The organism is Flavobacterium bizetiae (assembly GCF_024271895.1).
In the GTDB taxonomy this organism is placed as follows: domain Bacteria; phylum Bacteroidota; class Bacteroidia; order Flavobacteriales; family Flavobacteriaceae; genus Flavobacterium; species Flavobacterium bizetiae.
Genome location: NZ_CP091861.1, coordinates 5,477,050 through 5,493,353, shown reverse-complemented (window position 1 = coordinate 5,493,353; position 16,304 = coordinate 5,477,050). Strand labels below are relative to the sequence as shown.

Sequence of the window (16,304 nt, the reverse complement as noted above, 5' to 3'; positions counted from 1 at the left end):
TACTTGTTTTTTGAAGAAAAAAGCCTTTTGAGAGTAATCTTGAAAGGTTTTTTATTTTGGTATCGCTATTTTTGCTCTAAATCCTTTATCGAGTTCAGTTTCAAAATCAATAGTTCCTTTAAGGGCCTGAATACGATTTTCCATATTCTGGAGTCCGTTTTTCGCTATTTTAGATTTTTCGGCTCCTTTGCCATTATCGGTATAGTTTATTATGATTGATTTTTGATCGCTTTCAAATTTTATAACTACCAGATTGGCCTGACTGTGTTTTTTCATATTGACCATTAATTCCTGTAAAACTCTACTAATGGTAATCTTTTTTATGTCATCGATAATTTCCCAATTGATGCTTTCTAAATTAGTGACCATAATGTTTCTTTCGCTGGTATTATAGGTCGAAAGCATATCTTTCAGGCTTTTAATAAAATCTTTGCCAGTGTCAATTCTATTGTTTTCTCTCGAAATTCCTCTCACGCGACCATAAATATCATCTAATTTTTGAAGTAGGTTTTCTTTAGTACTTTCTGCAGATAACGACTGAGATTCGGCAAAAGCAATTACATGAAAGACATCATTAGCCAATTCATCATGAATTTTTTTAGCAATTCTAGTTTCGGTGTTATACGAAGTTTTGAATTCTATTGCCCTGTTTTTATTTTTATAATAGCGTATTAAGATGGCTATTAAAATGACCAGAAAAATAAAAACGATTATAAAAACAATTCGTAAGTAAGTTGCTTTTTGAAGTGATAGTAGATTTTCTGCTTTTTCTAAACGAAGTTTTGCATTTTCATCTTTTTCTATTTTTGCATCGTATTTAATTTTTGCAAACTTGTTTTTAAAGTTATTTCGAACCTTAATAATGCTGTCGTTTAAAGTAAAATACCGTTGCACATATTTGCTGTTCTGACTACTGTGATCGTTTGATATTAAAATTTGCAATGCTTCTAGTCTTTCATCAACACTATTTAGTTTTGTAGCAGTGTTGTAGGCCAAAAGAGCATTTTGATTTGATTTGTGAATGTCTTTTTTTGCATAATAATCAGCAAGATGCAGATAGCTTTCAATGCTTTTGTATACATCCTTAAATTCGTTTCTTGCCTGTAGTGCTTTATTCATTAAGAATAATCCTTTATCGTCCATTCCATTCTTAAAATAAGCATAACCCAAATTATCTACAATTGTAGCATTGTCAATTGGTTTAACTATGTTTTTTAAAAATTTATTATTTAAAAGAGATTCTAAAAGAGTAATTGCTTTATCATATTTTTTTTGTTGGATATAAACTGCGGCAATATTACTTATAGGGATTTGCTTTTGTACAGGATCTATGATGTCTTTTGCTGCTTCCTTGTAGTAAAGAATGGCATCATCATAAAGAGAGAGTTCTTTATCAGCAATACCTAATCTATTATTTATTTCAGCTGTGTAAACACTATTTTTTTTAACATACAGTAATGCTTCGGTAACGGTTTCCTTACTTCCGTAATAATCTCCGTTGACTTGCTGTATTGCTGCCATTTGAGTAAGTATGTAACCTATATTGGCACTATCTTTTTTTCCGCTTTCCCTTAAATTTTCGTAAAGTTGTTTTGATTTATAAAACTCATCAAAAGCGGTATTGAAGTTTTGCTTATCATAATTTTCAATGGCTTTATTTCGTAAACTAAGGGCCTCTTTTCGGACAGATTCTTTGTTAGTATTTATAGTCTTTTTTTCTTCACAGGAAAAAAGAAAAAGAACTAAAATAAAATAAAAAAACGGGGACCGTAACATACAAATTTACTTTCCCCGAAAATAGTAATTAATTAGATACTAAAAAGATATATTTATTAATCTTTTGGTACTGGAGGTGGTGGTTTCGTACCATCGTCACCAGGACCGTCAGCATAAGTTGCTTTTATGTGATTAATAGCTTTTTCTGTATCCTTTTTTGGTTGAGTCTCATACTCATCAGGAGTACAAGAAAATATCGTGAATAATAGCGCAAAAGCGATAAAAAGTATTAGATTTTTCATTTTGATTTAATTTAGAAATTAGACATGAGTATTGCTGTCCGGATTTTATCCAGAGATTTTTTGGAGCAATACCAATTGATTTTTAGGAAGTAATTCGTGTAGAACAGTAAGACGTTATTTATACTTCCTGAATAAACTCAGTCTTACGGTTTTTACACTGTTAGTTTGAAATAGTTTTTGTTTTTGTTTTAGTCTGCAGACAAAACATGAACTAATTTCTATGGCAAAGTAAAGGCGCTTTGAGGCCTTTGTTGATAAGGGATTCCCAGAATTCCCACGTTTTCCTGAGATTCCCGGAAATTCCTAAAAACAAAGTACAATGCATAGTAAATTTAGGCTCGTTAGAACGTGTTATGTGAATGAAAAACCAATCTGAGCTTTTATTATATAGAGATAAAAAGTCTTAAAAAGGTTGGTTTGAGTGATTAAAAAAAGATAAATAATGTATTGAAGAAGCACAAGAAATTGAGAATAGCGATAGAGCTAAAACAGTTGTTGAAGTAGAGAAAGAAGTCATAGTAATAAAGGGTTTGGTTAAAAATGAACATGGAGGGTCTAAAGAGCTTCCTGAAAAAGGAAATCTTTTGTTTAGTTTCAGGAATATATTTCTAAAAAAAGCTCAGAAGATATATTCAGAAATGATAATTACGATTGCAATTGGCGCGATCGGTTTAAAGTTTTTTGCTTGTTTATACTTTGTGCAGAAGAAAAATGAGACAAAGTAATTTCTAAATGTAATGAAGAAGCATTTTGAAAAATAAAATGCGAAAAAGAGTTGAAAAGATAATTTTTTGAAGAGTAATTTTGGCGCATAATTAGATTGTTTTTTGGCATGTATTAGACTGTTATTTATACTATAAAGATAAGCAAAATATATCTATAAACCTAGTAAATACAAGGGAAATTGTCATTTTTTTTACTTTTAAACGGATAAAATTTGGGAGATTTTAACGTCCGAAATTACTAACTTTTTAAGCCGAAAAATTTGCTTTTTAAACACCATTGGATTGTAATAAAATTATCTATATTTATAAAACCTTACAATAGATTTTGATTTTTGGTCAGGATCAATTTAAAAAATATCTTTTATGAAAAAGCTTTTACTACTATTCATTGTTTTATGCACTTTTGGTTGTAAAAAATATGAAGTTTCGTTTGAACAGCCAACGGATATGAGACTTGATAACTTAAAACTGGAAGTACTTCTGGACAAAAAGAAAATTCAGGATATCAACTTAAAAGCAACCAATGCGATGCCTGGCTATGAAACGGCAGAGTTGCCAGTATCTGATGAGGGAAAACACCTGCTTCAGGTTAAGGTTAAAGACACTATTTTTAGTTATAATGTAAAATATCCCGAAGAACGATATATTCTTGTAACAGCGCATTTAAAAATAAACGGAAAGATTCATATTGGAATTTTAAAACAACAATATAAATTTAGATTTCGTCAATAGATAATTCTATTTGAAATGAAAAAGCCTTTCACAACTTAATTGCGAAAGGCTTTATTATTTTTAATTATTTAGTTTTTAAGATAAAAAATCTTTGAACCACAATCCTGAATGTTTAATGGTTCTTTGCTGCGTTTCAAAATCGACGTGAATTAGCCCGAATCTGGCATTATAACCTTCGGCCCATTCAAAGTTATCGGTAAGGCTCCATACAAAATAACCTTCGACGTTTAAGCCGTCTTTTTTTGCTTTAAGAATTTGCTCTAAATGATCCTGAATATAATGCGTACGTTTGATATCATAAACTTTTCCGTTGCTTAACGTATCCGGAAAGGCTGCGCCATTTTCGGTAATGATAATCTTTTTAATGCCTTTATATTCGTTAAATTTTTTCAGGACGTGATATAGGGCAGGAGGATAAACTTCCCATCCCATTTCAGTAGATATTACATTCCTCTTTTCGGCACTTATAAGTTCAGCGCCTATGTACGGAATCAACATCGATGATTTTACTACTTCACGCGTGTAACATTGCAGGCCTATAAAATCAAAATCAAAAGAGAGATTGTTAAGATCGTCTTCTAAAATATAATTATTAAGCTTTTTCAATACTGGCAGATCTTTTTGCGGATAGCCCAATCCTAAAATGGGTTCTATAAAAGTTCTGTTGAGTAAAGTATCTACACGTTTTGCAGCCTCGACATCTTTTGTACTTTCCGTTGCAGGTTCAATATGTGTACAAGAAAAAGTTGTACCAATATTGGCTTCGGGAATTCTGTTTCTCAATATTTTTGCGCCGGCAGCAGTAGCTAATGTTACGTGATGCATGGCTTTAAGATAATTGGTAATACCTTTTTTTCCCGGTGCATGAATCCCCAGAAAATATCCTGCTCCGGTAAAAACCGAAGGTTCGTTGATGACCATCCAGTTTTTTACCCGATCGCCAAAATATTGTGCGCAGACTTCTACATATTCAGAAAACCATGAAACTGATTCGCGATTGGTCCAGCCTCCTTTTGTTTCTAAAGCATGTGGTAAATCCCAATGATAAAGAGTGATCCAGGGTTCGATTCCGGAAGCCAATAAAGAGTCGATAATTTTGTTGTAATATTCGATACCGGATTGATTTACAGGATGAACTCCTGTAGGCATAATCCGGGGCCAGCTGATAGAGAATCTAAAATTCGGAATATTTAATTCGCTTATTAAGTCGATATCGTTTTGGTACGAATTATAGAAATCGCAGGCAGTTAGAGCATGATGTCCGTTTTTTATTTTTCCTTTTTGCGATGTAAAAACATCCCAGATAGAAGAACCTTTTCCATCGGCATCATGTGCTCCCTCAATTTGGAAAGCGGCGGTTGAAACACCCCACAAGAAATCATCTCCAAATTGGTCTTTGTTCAAAAATGAGTTCTCAATTTTATTCATTCAAATAAGTTTTCCTTTATTTTTATTGTAATATATTAATGAAGGAAAGAGGATTGCATAGCTCTTAAAAACAGCCATTCTTTGAATGATACCAGGAAATTTAGATTAAAGAATTTCATAACGTTTAGTTTTAATCAAATTAATAAAACTAATATGAATTTAACGTAATGTGAAGATTATTAAAATGTTAAGTGTTTTGGTTGTGTTGAAATCCTTGTAATCACTTAAAAAAAGCGGATCAATATTTTATAAAAAACAAAAAACCGCCAAGTGATCTTAGACGGTTTTATTTGAGTTTGCTAATTTCTTAAATAATAAAATTAAAGAATTAGATCAGATGAATATTGAGAAGCTATAGTCTAATGATGCTTTGTATTTTTGATGAAATTGCATCTTTTCTTATTTTAAGGGGCAAAACTAAACAAGCGGCCAAAACAAAAGGAAGTGTAAACGGTCCTCCTGCGGTTTGAAGAATAGTAAAGTTAGAATTTACAAGAGCAATATTGATAATGACACAAATCACAACCGAAAGGAAAACTAAAATACCATCTCTTTTTTTATCGCCTGCGAAAGTGATCGCGCACAATACGGCATTAAAACTAAATAATCCCATACTAATTTGGTTGATTGGTTCGTGTACATGAAAAGAAATTGCCGCACTAAGAGCAGAACCCATCAAACCGTACAAAGCTGCAACAGGTGAACTTATATAAACGCCAATAAAAAATAGAAGTCCTGCCCAAATACTTCCCTGAAAAATAACTTCTCCAAAACCATTTGTTTCTGAAGTAAAATTATCAATGTTAGATAAATCAGGAACACTGATAAAAGATTCAGACGGAGGAATACTAGAAAAGTGGTGTAGTACTGTTACTAAAATCCAGGTAACAAGAATAAAGGGAAAAGTAAAAACGGGAATATTTTTTTTGATGAAAAAATGCTGAGTTATTGCAGCTGCTGCAGCTCCCACAATAATTAATACCCAAACTATGATTTCACTTTTAAATAAAAAACTCAAGGCAACACCAACTAAAGCAGGACTGAAGCCGTATAAGCCCATGCTGATTTCTTTTTGATCGTATTTTAAAACTTTGGCGGTAAGTGTACCTACTAAGGTTGCCAGAAGCACTGCAATTCCCATTGATATGGATCCGAAGAAAATACCAATGGTAAAAAATAATCCGGTATAGATGTTTTCTTGCAGCATTATTTGTCCAATGCCTTTTAGAACTTCCGCTACGATAGGGAATTTGTGTTCTATTATTTTATCGAGTTTTTTCATTTTTGAATTAATTTGATAATTTTTATTTGAGAAAAAGTATTTTATTTAAGATTTACCATCCCAAAAAGACCATCCCGAAAGCGCATGCTGTAATTACAAAACCGCCTATGGCATTAGAATAACGTTCTAATTTTTCGGTTTTGATGAGGCTATAGCCATAGCGACCCAGAACTACCATCAATAACATGGTTAAAACAGTAGAGATTGTAAAGACAGTAATAAGTACCACAATTTCTGTAACAGATCGATGTGTACCGGAAAAGAAAAGTAACGGAATTAAAGGTTCGCTTGGTCCCATGACAAAAATGGCAAAAAGAACCAATGGTGTAACTTTAACTCTTTTATCAGGCATGACTATTTCGCCATGTTTGTGTTCAAAAACATAAACATCTTCGCCTAAAACATCAAAATGTTTATGAGGTTTGTTTTTATAAGCTTGCCAGATACCGTAGATTGAATAAATAAGACCAAAGATCAGTAATGCCCAACCGGAAATATTTCCTCTTATATCCTGAAACCAGCTTATTTTATTCATTTGCCATCCTAAAAAAACAGCAATTAAACCTAAAACAACAGAACTTAAAACATGCCCAAATCCGCAAATGATGGTGAGCATATACGTTTTAAAAGCCGACCATTTTCTGGATTTCGATAAAACGATAAAAGGTAAATAATGATCAGGCCCTGACATTGTATGTATCGAACTAATAGAAATAGCCGTAAGCGATAAAGCCCAAAGAGTATCATTCATCACGAAATATTTTGAGGTTTATAACTCCATATTTTTTCTTGTATTTCCTGAAAACAATTGAATATTTGTTCTCCGCCAAAACCAAGTACTCTTACTACAAAACCATCATTTTGCAAAGACGAAACTCCAAATTGTAATTCTTTTTCCTGGCTTAGTCTTTCGAAAATTTCTTCTATAAAATCTTCAGGTTTGATATTTTTTGTATTTAAGTAAACTAAAGTTCCCTGATGTGTAAATTCTTCCAGCCCACCCATGGCATCCAGCGGCACTATTTCCGGACGGAGTAAAACATTGTCTTTAAAAATTACTTTTTGATTATGAATAACTTCCGTTTTATTCTGAAAATGATTGTACTTGAAAACTTCTCCATGATGTTTTCTTCCGCAGGTAATTATTTCTCCCAGCATAAAGTCGCAATCATTTTCAATATAAATGGTGTTTGTACTCACAAATGTTGAATTTTCATGCGGAACAATTGGATGCGGAACATAAAAAAAAGAGGTATTCTTTTTCATGTTTACCGTAAGATTTTGCGTTGCACGATCATCCATATTAAACAAACGCTGGTAGGATTGAGACAGTAATTGCAAGCGAGCATTTTCTTCAACCAATACCTCCATATAATAATGATCTCCGCTTAAAATTCCGGGAGAGGAGCTTGTCATCATCAAATAAGCACCTCCGTCTTTTTTTAATTGTCCCACAGGAACAACTCGAAAAGGAGGGTTTACAAAGACATCTTTCAGGTATGATTTTCCGTCTCTGCAGCCCGTTACAATTTGTAATTTAGAATCCATTATCGGTATAACTTTGGCTCTTCTATATCTTCTAAAAGTGCATATTTTTTAATCCATCCAATAATACTGTCCAATCCTTCATCAGTTTTTAGATTACTAAAAGCGAATGGTTTTCCCTGACGCATTCTGCGGGCATCATTTTCCATTATTTCAAGACTTGCGCCAACCATAGGAGCCAAATCAATTTTATTAATTAATAAAAGATCAGAACGGGTAATTCCGGGACCGCCTTTTCTTGGTATTTTTTCTCCTCCTGAAACATCGATAACAAAAATGGTTACATCGGCTAAATCAGGGCTAAAAGTTGCCGAAAGATTATCGCCACCACTTTCGATTAAGATCAATTCGATATCCGGAAATCGTTTTGCCAATTCGTCTACCGCTTCTAAATTCATACTGGCATCTTCGCGAATGGCAGTATGAGGGCAACCACCTGTTTCTACACCAATGATTTTTTCTCTTGGCAAAAGACTGTTTTTAGTCATGAATTCTGCATCTTCTTTGGTATAGATATCATTGGTAATTACGCCAAGATTATAGCTATCCATCATTTTTCTGGAAAGTCTTTCCAGAAGTGCTGTTTTTCCTGATCCAACTGGGCCGGCAACACCTATTTTTATATATTTTCTATCTTCCATTTTAATTTAAATATTATTGTTTTTAAGACATGTAAAGTCTTGAATATAATCTTTCGTGCTGCATTGCTCTTATATCGAATGCGATACTGCACATTCCTACTAAGTCTTTGTCCAGCGAAAGGGTTTCCTGTACTAATTTTGCTATTTTGGGCTGAAAACGAAACATCATATCTTGTCCGTCTAACTGACTTAGCGGTACAAGCTTTACACTGTTAGTAATCATTCCGATACAACTATTGTAAAAAAAAGCAAACAAGGATTCCTCAAGCGGAATTTCCATTAAGCAGGCGTACATAGCAAAAGCAATGGCATAATGTCCCGTTGCATCTCCTTTATGAATACTTTGCTCGTATTGCTGGGCCAAATCAAATTCTTTATGACGTCTAAATATTTTAATGAATCGCAGCCCTAATTTTTGGCTGGCATCGCGCATTTCTCTGGGGGATTTAAATGCGGTACATTCCTGATCCAACTGAATCAGGGCTTGCAAATCATTGTTTGATGTCATTTCATAAGCCATTCGCATAAACGAGGCATCATTGAATTTGATATTGTATTGCAACATATTTTCAATGAAGATTTCTGCGGAAGCGGTATCTTTTACTTTGTTGTTCTGAACGTAAGTTTCTAATCCGTTAGAATGAGAAAATCCACCAATTGGCAACGTAGGATCGGCAATATGAAGTAAACTGCCTAAAAAAGGATTATTCATTTTTCGAGGCGATATTAATTATTTTACTAAATAAAGACGTACTTCCTGAATGACCATGTGGCTCTACATTCGATTTTAACAAATTCAGCAATTGATGTTCTTCTTTTAATGGCTCGTAACCCGAAGCTTCTAACCATCGAAACATTGGCATTTCAAAAGGCATTAAAACCAGCTCTTCCTGAATAAAAAGAGGCATATGTTTATTACCAATTTCATAACAAACAGTTCCCATTTGAAGCATCGTTTTAGGTTTAATCACTATTGCATCACATGGTTTTATATGTACAACGATTGCTTTTTCATTATCCTGATAAAGGATATCGCCTTCATGTAAACGCTGACCTTCTTTTAAGAATTTTATAGATAAATCTGTTCCGCCATTACTGGTTTTGCGCTGTATGCGTTTTGTTGCTTCATACCATTCAATTTCCAGTAGATCAATAGTTAGTTTGTCTAAAGATTGCTGGGCGGTATTTCCTAATATTTCTTTAATAAGCATGTGATAACTTTTTTAATTTTAAATGATTTCGAACTAAATTCTTAGAACATGAAATACAATTGTGCTAATGGTAATTTGTCTGCGGGTTCGCATGTAATATGTTCTCCGTCTACAAAAACTTTATAATTTTCAGCATTTACTTCGATATCCGGAGTTCCGCTATTGTGAATCATATTAGCTTTAGAGATGTTACGACAGTTTTTTACCGGAAGTACCATTTTTTTCAAACCGTATTCTTCTACAATTCCTTTTTCGATAGAAACTTGAGATACGAAAGTGGCACAAGTACCGTATTTTGCACTTCCGTGAGCGCCAAACATATTTCTATAAACGATAGGTTGAGGTGTTGGAATAGAGGCATTTGGATCTCCCATTTTTGCCGCTACAATAAATCCTCCTTTATAAATGATTTCTGGTTTTACACCAAATAGCGCTGGTTTCCAAAGTACAAAATCGGCCATTTTACCCACTTCGATAGATCCTACATAATCAGAGATTCCGTGAGCAATTGCAGGATTGATGGTATATTTAGAAATGTATCTTTTTACACGGAAATTGTCATTCTCAGTATCGGTTTCTAAATATCCTCTTTGAGCGCGCATTTTGCTTGCTGTTTGCCAGGTTCTGGTTACTACTTCACCAACACGACCCATCGCTTGAGAATCTGAACTCATGATACTAAAAACACCCATGTCTTGCAAGATGTCTTCGGCAGCAATAGTTTCAGGACGAATTCTGGAATCTGCAAAAGCAACATCTTCCGGAATGTTTTTACTCAAGTGATGACAAACCATTAGCATATCTAAATGCTCATCGATTGTATTTTTAGTAAATGGTCTTGTTGGGTTCGTAGATGCCGGTAAAACATTTTTATACATCGCCGCTTTGATGATATCCGGAGCATGTCCTCCACCGGCGCCTTCAGTATGAAAAGTATGAATTACTCTACCATTGATAGCTGTCATGGTATCTTCTAAGAAACCAGACTCGTTAAGCGTATCGGTATGTATAGCAACCTGTACATCATATTCATCAGCTACGGTGAGTGATGCATCGATTACAGCTGGTGTTGCTCCCCAGTCTTCGTGAATTTTTAATCCTAAAGCTCCGGCTTCAATTTGTTCGATTAATGGTTTTGGAGTCGAGCAGTTTCCTTTACCAAAAAAACCTAAGTTCATTGGATATTCTTCTGCTGCCTGAAGCATTTTTTCAAGATTCCATTTTCCTGGAGTTATGGTTGTAGCATTCGTTCCGTCGTTTGGCCCTGTTCCTCCACCAATCATAGTGGTAATACCACTGTATAAAGCTGTTTCTATTTGTTGCGGACAAATAAAATGAATGTGAGTGTCGATACCACCAGCAGTAAGAATATATCCTTTACCACCGTGAACTTCTGTCGAAGCACTAATGATAAGGTTAGAATCTACACCATCCATAATATCAGGATTTCCTGCTTTACCAATTCCTACGATTTTACCATCGCGAACACCAACGTCTGCTTTTACAATTCCCCAGTGATCAATAATGGTAACTCCTGTAATACAAAGGTCTAATGAACCTTGTTCTCTTATCGAAGTGGTAGATTGCCCCATACCATCACGTACAGTTTTTCCTCCACCAAAAATTACCTCATCACCATATACGGCATAATCTTTTTCGATTTCAATGATTAAATCGGTATCTCCTAATCTAATTTTGTCTCCGGCTGTAGGTCCGGCAAGATTAGCATATTTATCTCTGCTTATATTTAAACTCATTTTGATGTATTTTTAAAATTTAGTTTATCAGCTAACTTTACGGCCATTTCTTTATTATGATGTGAATTACCATCTCCGTTTACAAGATTATTAAGCCCCATAATTCTACGATTGCCTCCAATTTGTACTAAATTGACTTCTTTTTCTTCTCCTGGCTCAAAACGTACTGCTGTTCCTGCAGGAATGTTTAAGCGCATACAAAAAGCAGCAGCTCGATCAAATTCCATGGCTTTATTAATTTCAAAGAAATGAAAGTGAGATCCCACCTGTATTGGTCTGTCTCCTGTATTAACTACTGTTATAGTAGCTGTTTCACGACCTTCATTTAAGGTAATGTCGCCTTCTTTTATAAAAGTTTCTCCTGGTATCATTTTATGTTTTTTTAGATTAACGAATCGGGTTATGAACGGTTACCAGTTTTGTTCCGTCCGGGAAAGTGGCTTCTACCTGTATGTCATGAATCATTTCAGGAACGCCCGCCATAACATCATCTCGAGTGAGTACTTTGGCGCCGCTTTGCATAAGATCGGCTACGCTGTTACCATCTCTGGCGCCTTCCATTACATAAGCAGTAATGATGGCAATGCTTTCAGGATAATTTAGTTTTAAGCCACGTGCTTTTCGTTTTAAAGCAACTTCAGAAGCTAAGTAAACCATTAATTTTTCGGTTTCTCTGGGAGTTAAGTGCATACTTATTTTATTTAAAATTATTAAATTAAGGAAATACAAGAATGTTGTTCGGATGTTGAATACACCGAATGCTAAAAAGAATTAAGGAATTTTTATTGCGTGATATCGCAAAAACAGAGGTAGGTGAAATGGTATTCTGATTTGATGATCTCCAAGAATTTGTGATCTGTTATCAAACGAATTAATTGGTAAAGAAGTAAATGCTGGATATAGAATTAAACCAGGATTTTCACAATCAAAGTCTTCTAAAGAAAATTCGGCACTACTATCATTATTTACTAAAGACAAAGATTTACTAATAGTAGATTCTTTTTTTAACTGCTGAGGTAATGAAGTTGAATTACCTGTATTGGATAATAAAGTAAAACCAAAAAACAATAAAAATATAAAGGTGAAGAGTAAAACATACTTTGTTTTATTCTCCATTTCTATCCTTTTATGTGTTTTTTTACTTGACATTTTGTAAATAATATTTTACAAAATTACAGTAGTGGATTATTAAATATAGTTATTTACTTGATAAATTTTTGTTAAAATAAAAATTAAGAATGTAGGAAAAATTTCATTATAAAAAAATAACACTCAAATACAGCAAGAAAGAATTCTTAATTGTTTGTATATGAGTGTTTTTATATTTGTATTAATCTTCCCAACCACAAAGGGTAAGACCTAAACCTTTTGCTTGTTTAATGGAGGTTTTAACAGTTCCGTGGTTGCATGATGACAGACCGCGGCAAGTTTCTTTAAAATGATATTTTTTTGCACCGGTTGAACCGCAAATATAGACACTGGTTTCAGGAGGTTTAAAAGAAGTTAAAAAAATAAATAACAAGAGTAAAGTATATTTCATCAGAGCTTTATTTGACAATTAATTGATATTCATTTCCTTCTTTATCAGAGGCTTTGAGCTTTCCGTACGAAATCCATTCGGTATTAATTTCAATATCAGGAATTGTATCTGCAATTAAAATTCCCGCACCGAATTTTCCCTGAACATTGATATTTCCGCGAACCGAATCGCCTTTGCTATTAATTCCTTTTACATCATAATTATATTCATAATGTCCGGGATCTCCGGTTCTGTATTCGTATTGGTAAGTATGATTTACATGATATGTTTTTGCTTCTTCAGCAGTTATTGTTTTACGATCGTCTGCAGTAATAGTTAGTTTATAAAACGAATTTATTTCTGGTGGAGGCGGAGCAGAGGCCCTTTTGCAGGAAAAAATAAAAACTAATAGAAATAGAATAGAGTAGTTTTTTTGCATAGGCATTTTGAATGAAGGATTTTATAAAATGAAAATTGTTTTTTTCTGTAATTAAAAGACGTAATACTTTTGAATAGCTAATCTAATTCGAAATAACTCTTTCAAAATGAGTACTTATACCTGATTTTAATTTGTTAACTAACTTTTAATTAATCTATCTGAGATTTCTTCCTTGTCAATTATTATTTGAGAAGGAAGAATCATTTGTATTTGATTGTTTATTGGGTTTTTAAAAATTTGAAAATTTCCTCTACAATTTTTATATCGAAATTGAAATGCTTTTAAACCTTTGATAAATCCCTCTTTTTGGGTAGTTTCAAAGACATAGTTAGAACAGGATTTTTTAAAAATGCATTTTCTTCTTTTAGATTTCGGAATAAGAATCCAATACAATCGAATGCCAAATAGTATTATGAATTTCATCTTTGAAAAACTACCATTTGATTATTTGTAGTATAACCTGGTCGGGCGCCAAGACCAAAACAACCAGCATCAGGATGAACAAATGTTGATACGCTTTCTAATCGTACATATTCCCAACCTTGATTGGTGAAGCTTTTTATTAAACTTTCAAGTTGTTCAGCAACGTGATTTGAAGTTCCTTTTTTAGGATCGATTGAAGCTACGAATGGGACTACTTTGTATTCCATAATTTTTAGTTTTAAATTAATTTATTAATTCAAACTTAAACCTATTTGAAACCAGTATTTTATGGAAATCCGTAATCAGAGAGAATTTAGAAGTAATTTTTGGAGATGGTATAAATAGAAAAAAAGAGGACAATAGAATGCCTCTTTTGAATGTTTTTGTTTGATGTAAAACCTATTCTTTATTTAAAATAAAGTCTTTAATAATTTTCTCCATATTTGATGGGAGATCAGCATTTTTAATTTCAAAATGGCTTATTTTCATTTCAGTAAACCATTTTGACCAATATGCTCTGATTACTTTTTCTTCGTATGGATTCTTTTTATCCGGATTTATTCCTAAAACTAAAACTTCGAGATTTGATAAATCACTATTTGCTTTTATAAAACCAAAATCCTGATCATGAAATTTTGTATCCCAATCTTTAGTATTTAATCCATTTTTTCGAATTAGTTCCGGAGTGATATAAGTGGTTCGGTTTCCCTCTTTCATAACAGTACTTTCATAAAACATATATCCATCAGTTAAAATAATAAGTATGTTTCGGTACTTGTTTTCAATGCATTGATCTTTTACTTTACTGTCAAAAAAACTCCAAATATCTGATCCCACATATTTATTATCTTTTATGGCCGACTCGTAAATTTTTGATGTCTGCGAAGCATAATCTGAATTTATAGAATTGAGTAACTCTTTTGATGCATTATTTTTATCAATGCTAATTCTCAAATTTTGAGCAATTGTATTAATTGCCGGATCAAGAGGTTCAGGATTAAAAAATAATTGCATTTTATCATTAATCTGTCTTATTCTTTTTGATTTTAAATGCTGCGTAAATGCTTCAGAAACTGATTTTATATAGCCTAAATCTCTTTGGTAATATTCCATTGTTGGGTTTGGATTTTTTTTAAGGCTAATCCTGTCCGATAAATCAAGCAGTATACTAATATTGTAATCTTCTGAAACAGTATTTTTTGAAACAATTTCTTTTTCACTGGATTCTTCTTTGCTCGGTTCTTTTTTGCATGAAAAAGCAGAAGAGATTAAGAAAGACATTGCAATTAGGGTAAAAATGTTTTTCATAGCCATTAATTTTTTGAATAAACTAAATGTTGAAAATCAGGATCGACCAGGTTTAATTTGCTTAAGTGTTCTTCTGAAAACAAATCACAACTTTCCAGTAATTCGGTTTTTTCAGTATAAGGCAATGCAATTTCTGTATTAATGGCCTGAAACCATCCTTCTTTGTATTGATGATGATAGTGCAGATATTCTTTTACAGGAAATACAAAACCATCAATTTTAGACTGAAGTTCAGAGATTTTTCCGTTTATGGTAACTATTTGCTGTTTAAAGTCGTTGACCTTGTTTACGTAGTCTGTTTTTAGTTTTTCTAAATCGATGAGGTTCTCTTTTTTCCCTCTTATAAAAGCTCTTATTTTATCGATGTTTTCAAACTCTTTCATTACAAAATCAAAAACAAGTCCCCAAATAATGTACACCACAAATCCGGCGAAGATGATCATCCAAAACTCCGCTTCACCTAATGCAATATTTAAATTATAAGGTGCAGAATCTGTAGTTTTATTAAACTCATATATTTTCTTTTCGATTTGATAAGCTAGTAAAGCATCAAACAAAAAAGTTGTTACAAAAAGGGCAATCATTCTAAAAACGTTTTTAATTCCTTTTCCTTTTTGTACCATATGAATGACATAACCTAACCCCATAAATACAAACGGAATTGTAATTACTAAAACTCCTTCGAGCCAGCTTGCTTGGAATGAATTGGTTAAAGCATTTGCATCAAAAATAGCAGCTGTTAAACTGTCATTAGCAAATTCTTTGAAAAATGCTGAATAAGATGCCGAAATATAAAATACTAATACATATAGTGTTATGGGCAGTAATAAAAATAAGCCAATATAAAATTGTGCCTTTAGGCCTTTTCCATCTTCGATTCCGTATTTATCAGGATTGCGTTTTACTTCGATAATTTCGTTTTTTATCTGATCGATTTCGGAATTAATATCCTGTTCTTTTTTTTCATAAATTCCTATGGCAGTTTCTGATTTTTTAAGTTCGGTTCGGTTTTTTTCCTGCTCTTCTTTGTAGGGTTGTTTTAACCGGTCTTGTTCAAGTTTTTGTTTTCGGCACTGATCTTCAAAACTCATATATAAATTTTGAAGGCACGCTTTGAGAACAATTGGTTTTCCGGTTGCTTTTATCGATGCGGCAAAACCACTCTGATAATATGTTATTCTAATTTGTTCTCTGTCTTCTTCATTTTCGTCTGAAGTTTTAAGATGAGAATCTTCGGTTTTTTTTAAACTAAATAATTGTGCAAGTGGTTTCATGA

Annotated in this window: 20 protein-coding genes; 1 reads left to right on the top strand and 19 read right to left on the bottom strand. The window is 33.0% G+C overall.

The window, feature by feature from the left end:
• Window positions 1-51: 51 nt before the first annotated feature.
• Together L0669_RS22505 and L0669_RS22500 are read right to left on the bottom strand one after the other, a co-directional pair.
• A complete protein-coding gene (locus tag L0669_RS22505) occupies window positions 52-1,776 on the bottom strand; it encodes a tetratricopeptide repeat-containing sensor histidine kinase (RefSeq protein ID WP_263760074.1) in 1,725 nt (574 codons plus the stop codon).
• Between the two features lie 56 nt (window positions 1,777-1,832).
• Window positions 1,833-2,018 (bottom strand): hypothetical protein, encoded by a 186-nt coding sequence (locus L0669_RS22500; protein WP_263760073.1) that lies wholly within the window; start codon window positions 2,016-2,018, stop codon window positions 1,833-1,835.
• A gap of 1,088 nt (window positions 2,019-3,106) precedes the next feature.
• Between L0669_RS22500 and L0669_RS22495 the strand changes: the two genes are divergently transcribed.
• A complete protein-coding gene (locus tag L0669_RS22495; RefSeq protein ID WP_263760072.1) occupies window positions 3,107-3,475 on the top strand; it encodes a hypothetical protein in 369 nt (122 codons plus the stop codon).
• Between the two features lie 75 nt (window positions 3,476-3,550).
• Here L0669_RS22495 and L0669_RS22490 read toward each other — a convergent pair whose 3' ends face one another.
• The 17 genes from L0669_RS22490 to L0669_RS22410 form a co-directional block, all read right to left on the bottom strand.
• Window positions 3,551-4,903 (bottom strand): GH1 family beta-glucosidase, encoded by a 1,353-nt coding sequence (locus L0669_RS22490; protein ID WP_263760071.1) that lies wholly within the window; start codon window positions 4,901-4,903, stop codon window positions 3,551-3,553.
• 352 nt (window positions 4,904-5,255) lie between these two features.
• The gene (locus tag L0669_RS22485; RefSeq protein ID WP_263760070.1) at window positions 5,256-6,185 is read right to left on the bottom strand and encodes an urea transporter; all 930 of its coding nucleotides are present in this window, start codon (window positions 6,183-6,185) and stop codon (window positions 5,256-5,258) included.
• 52 nt (window positions 6,186-6,237) lie between these two features.
• Entirely contained in the window at window positions 6,238-6,936 is a 699-nt protein-coding gene (locus tag L0669_RS22480) for an urease accessory protein UreH domain-containing protein (protein WP_263760069.1), read from the bottom strand.
• On the bottom strand, window positions 6,936-7,733 hold the full coding sequence (locus tag L0669_RS22475) for an urease accessory protein UreD (RefSeq protein ID WP_263760068.1): 798 nt from the start codon (window positions 7,731-7,733) through the stop codon (window positions 6,936-6,938). The genes L0669_RS22480 and L0669_RS22475 overlap by 1 nt, the downstream gene beginning before the upstream one ends.
• The gene (gene ureG / locus L0669_RS22470; protein ID WP_263760067.1) at window positions 7,733-8,371 is read right to left on the bottom strand and encodes an urease accessory protein UreG; all 639 of its coding nucleotides are present in this window, start codon (window positions 8,369-8,371) and stop codon (window positions 7,733-7,735) included. The genes L0669_RS22475 and ureG overlap by 1 nt, the downstream gene beginning before the upstream one ends.
• Before the next feature lie 22 nt (window positions 8,372-8,393).
• Window positions 8,394-9,083: an urease accessory protein UreF gene (locus tag L0669_RS22465; protein ID WP_263760066.1), complete on the bottom strand. Its 690-nt coding sequence runs from the start codon at window positions 9,081-9,083 to the stop codon at window positions 8,394-8,396.
• Window positions 9,076-9,582 (bottom strand): urease accessory protein UreE, encoded by a 507-nt coding sequence (ureE, locus tag L0669_RS22460; protein ID WP_263760065.1) that lies wholly within the window; start codon window positions 9,580-9,582, stop codon window positions 9,076-9,078. The genes L0669_RS22465 and ureE overlap by 8 nt, the downstream gene beginning before the upstream one ends.
• 41 nt (window positions 9,583-9,623) lie before the next feature.
• Window positions 9,624-11,339, bottom strand: a complete 1,716-nt coding sequence (ureC, locus tag L0669_RS22455) for an urease subunit alpha (protein WP_263760064.1) — start codon at window positions 11,337-11,339, stop codon at window positions 9,624-9,626.
• Window positions 11,336-11,710, bottom strand: a complete 375-nt coding sequence (gene ureB, locus L0669_RS22450) for an urease subunit beta (RefSeq protein WP_263760063.1) — start codon at window positions 11,708-11,710, stop codon at window positions 11,336-11,338. The genes ureC and ureB overlap by 4 nt, the downstream gene beginning before the upstream one ends.
• Before the next feature lie 16 nt (window positions 11,711-11,726).
• Entirely contained in the window at window positions 11,727-12,029 is a 303-nt protein-coding gene (gene ureA, locus L0669_RS22445) for an urease subunit gamma (protein ID WP_263760062.1), read from the bottom strand.
• Between the two features lie 81 nt (window positions 12,030-12,110).
• A complete protein-coding gene (locus L0669_RS22440; RefSeq protein ID WP_263760061.1) occupies window positions 12,111-12,455 on the bottom strand; it encodes a hypothetical protein in 345 nt (114 codons plus the stop codon).
• A gap of 214 nt (window positions 12,456-12,669) precedes the next feature.
• Complete coding sequence (locus tag L0669_RS22435) at window positions 12,670-12,879, bottom strand: hypothetical protein (RefSeq protein ID WP_263760060.1); 210 nt, start codon at window positions 12,877-12,879, stop codon at window positions 12,670-12,672.
• A gap of 7 nt (window positions 12,880-12,886) precedes the next feature.
• On the bottom strand, window positions 12,887-13,297 hold the full coding sequence (locus L0669_RS22430) for a hypothetical protein (RefSeq protein WP_263760059.1): 411 nt from the start codon (window positions 13,295-13,297) through the stop codon (window positions 12,887-12,889).
• Window positions 13,298-13,435: 138 nt separating this feature from the next.
• The gene (yidD, locus tag L0669_RS22425) at window positions 13,436-13,720 is read right to left on the bottom strand and encodes a membrane protein insertion efficiency factor YidD (RefSeq protein ID WP_263760058.1); all 285 of its coding nucleotides are present in this window, start codon (window positions 13,718-13,720) and stop codon (window positions 13,436-13,438) included.
• The gene (locus L0669_RS22420) at window positions 13,717-13,947 is read right to left on the bottom strand and encodes a DUF4177 domain-containing protein (protein WP_263760057.1); all 231 of its coding nucleotides are present in this window, start codon (window positions 13,945-13,947) and stop codon (window positions 13,717-13,719) included. Before L0669_RS22420 ends, yidD begins: the two co-directional genes overlap by 4 nt.
• Before the next feature lie 172 nt (window positions 13,948-14,119).
• A complete protein-coding gene (locus tag L0669_RS22415; RefSeq protein ID WP_263760056.1) occupies window positions 14,120-15,028 on the bottom strand; it encodes a hypothetical protein in 909 nt (302 codons plus the stop codon).
• A gap of 5 nt (window positions 15,029-15,033) precedes the next feature.
• On the bottom strand, window positions 15,034-16,302 hold the full coding sequence (locus tag L0669_RS22410; protein ID WP_263760055.1) for an ABC transporter permease: 1,269 nt from the start codon (window positions 16,300-16,302) through the stop codon (window positions 15,034-15,036).
• Window positions 16,303-16,304 lie beyond the last annotated feature (2 nt).

Bases quoted from the DNA above. Each gene is read 5' to 3' on its own strand.
- L0669_RS22480 (WP_263760069.1), bottom strand. From the start codon at position 6,936: ATGAATGATACTCTTTGGGCTTTATCGCTTACGGCTATTTCTATTAGT.
- ureE (WP_263760065.1), bottom strand. From the start codon at position 9,582: ATGCTTATTAAAGAAATATTAGGAAATACCGCCCAGCAATCTTTAGAC.
- L0669_RS22505 (WP_263760074.1), bottom strand. From the start codon at position 1,776: ATGTTACGGTCCCCGTTTTTTTATTTTATTTTAGTTCTTTTTCTTTTT.
- L0669_RS22465 (WP_263760066.1), bottom strand. From the start codon at position 9,083: ATGAATAATCCTTTTTTAGGCAGTTTACTTCATATTGCCGATCCTACG.
- L0669_RS22490 (WP_263760071.1), bottom strand. From the start codon at position 4,903: ATGAATAAAATTGAGAACTCATTTTTGAACAAAGACCAATTTGGAGAT.
- L0669_RS22440 (WP_263760061.1), bottom strand. From the start codon at position 12,455: ATGGAGAATAAAACAAAGTATGTTTTACTCTTCACCTTTATATTTTTA.
- L0669_RS22500 (WP_263760073.1), bottom strand. From the start codon at position 2,018: ATGAAAAATCTAATACTTTTTATCGCTTTTGCGCTATTATTCACGATA.
- L0669_RS22435 (WP_263760060.1), bottom strand. From the start codon at position 12,879: ATGAAATATACTTTACTCTTGTTATTTATTTTTTTAACTTCTTTTAAA.
- yidD (WP_263760058.1), bottom strand. From the start codon at position 13,720: ATGAAATTCATAATACTATTTGGCATTCGATTGTATTGGATTCTTATT.
- L0669_RS22420 (WP_263760057.1), bottom strand. From the start codon at position 13,947: ATGGAATACAAAGTAGTCCCATTCGTAGCTTCAATCGATCCTAAAAAA.
- ureA (WP_263760062.1), bottom strand. From the start codon at position 12,029: ATGCACTTAACTCCCAGAGAAACCGAAAAATTAATGGTTTACTTAGCT.
- L0669_RS22485 (WP_263760070.1), bottom strand. From the start codon at position 6,185: ATGAAAAAACTCGATAAAATAATAGAACACAAATTCCCTATCGTAGCG.
- ureB (WP_263760063.1), bottom strand. From the start codon at position 11,710: ATGATACCAGGAGAAACTTTTATAAAAGAAGGCGACATTACCTTAAAT.
- L0669_RS22415 (WP_263760056.1), bottom strand. From the start codon at position 15,028: ATGAAAAACATTTTTACCCTAATTGCAATGTCTTTCTTAATCTCTTCT.
- L0669_RS22475 (WP_263760068.1), bottom strand. From the start codon at position 7,733: ATGGATTCTAAATTACAAATTGTAACGGGCTGCAGAGACGGAAAATCA.
- L0669_RS22495 (WP_263760072.1), top strand. From the start codon at position 3,107: ATGAAAAAGCTTTTACTACTATTCATTGTTTTATGCACTTTTGGTTGT.
- L0669_RS22430 (WP_263760059.1), bottom strand. From the start codon at position 13,297: ATGCAAAAAAACTACTCTATTCTATTTCTATTAGTTTTTATTTTTTCC.
- ureG (WP_263760067.1), bottom strand. From the start codon at position 8,371: ATGGAAGATAGAAAATATATAAAAATAGGTGTTGCCGGCCCAGTTGGA.
- ureC (WP_263760064.1), bottom strand. From the start codon at position 11,339: ATGAGTTTAAATATAAGCAGAGATAAATATGCTAATCTTGCCGGACCT.
- L0669_RS22410 (WP_263760055.1), bottom strand. From the start codon at position 16,302: ATGAAACCACTTGCACAATTATTTAGTTTAAAAAAAACCGAAGATTCT.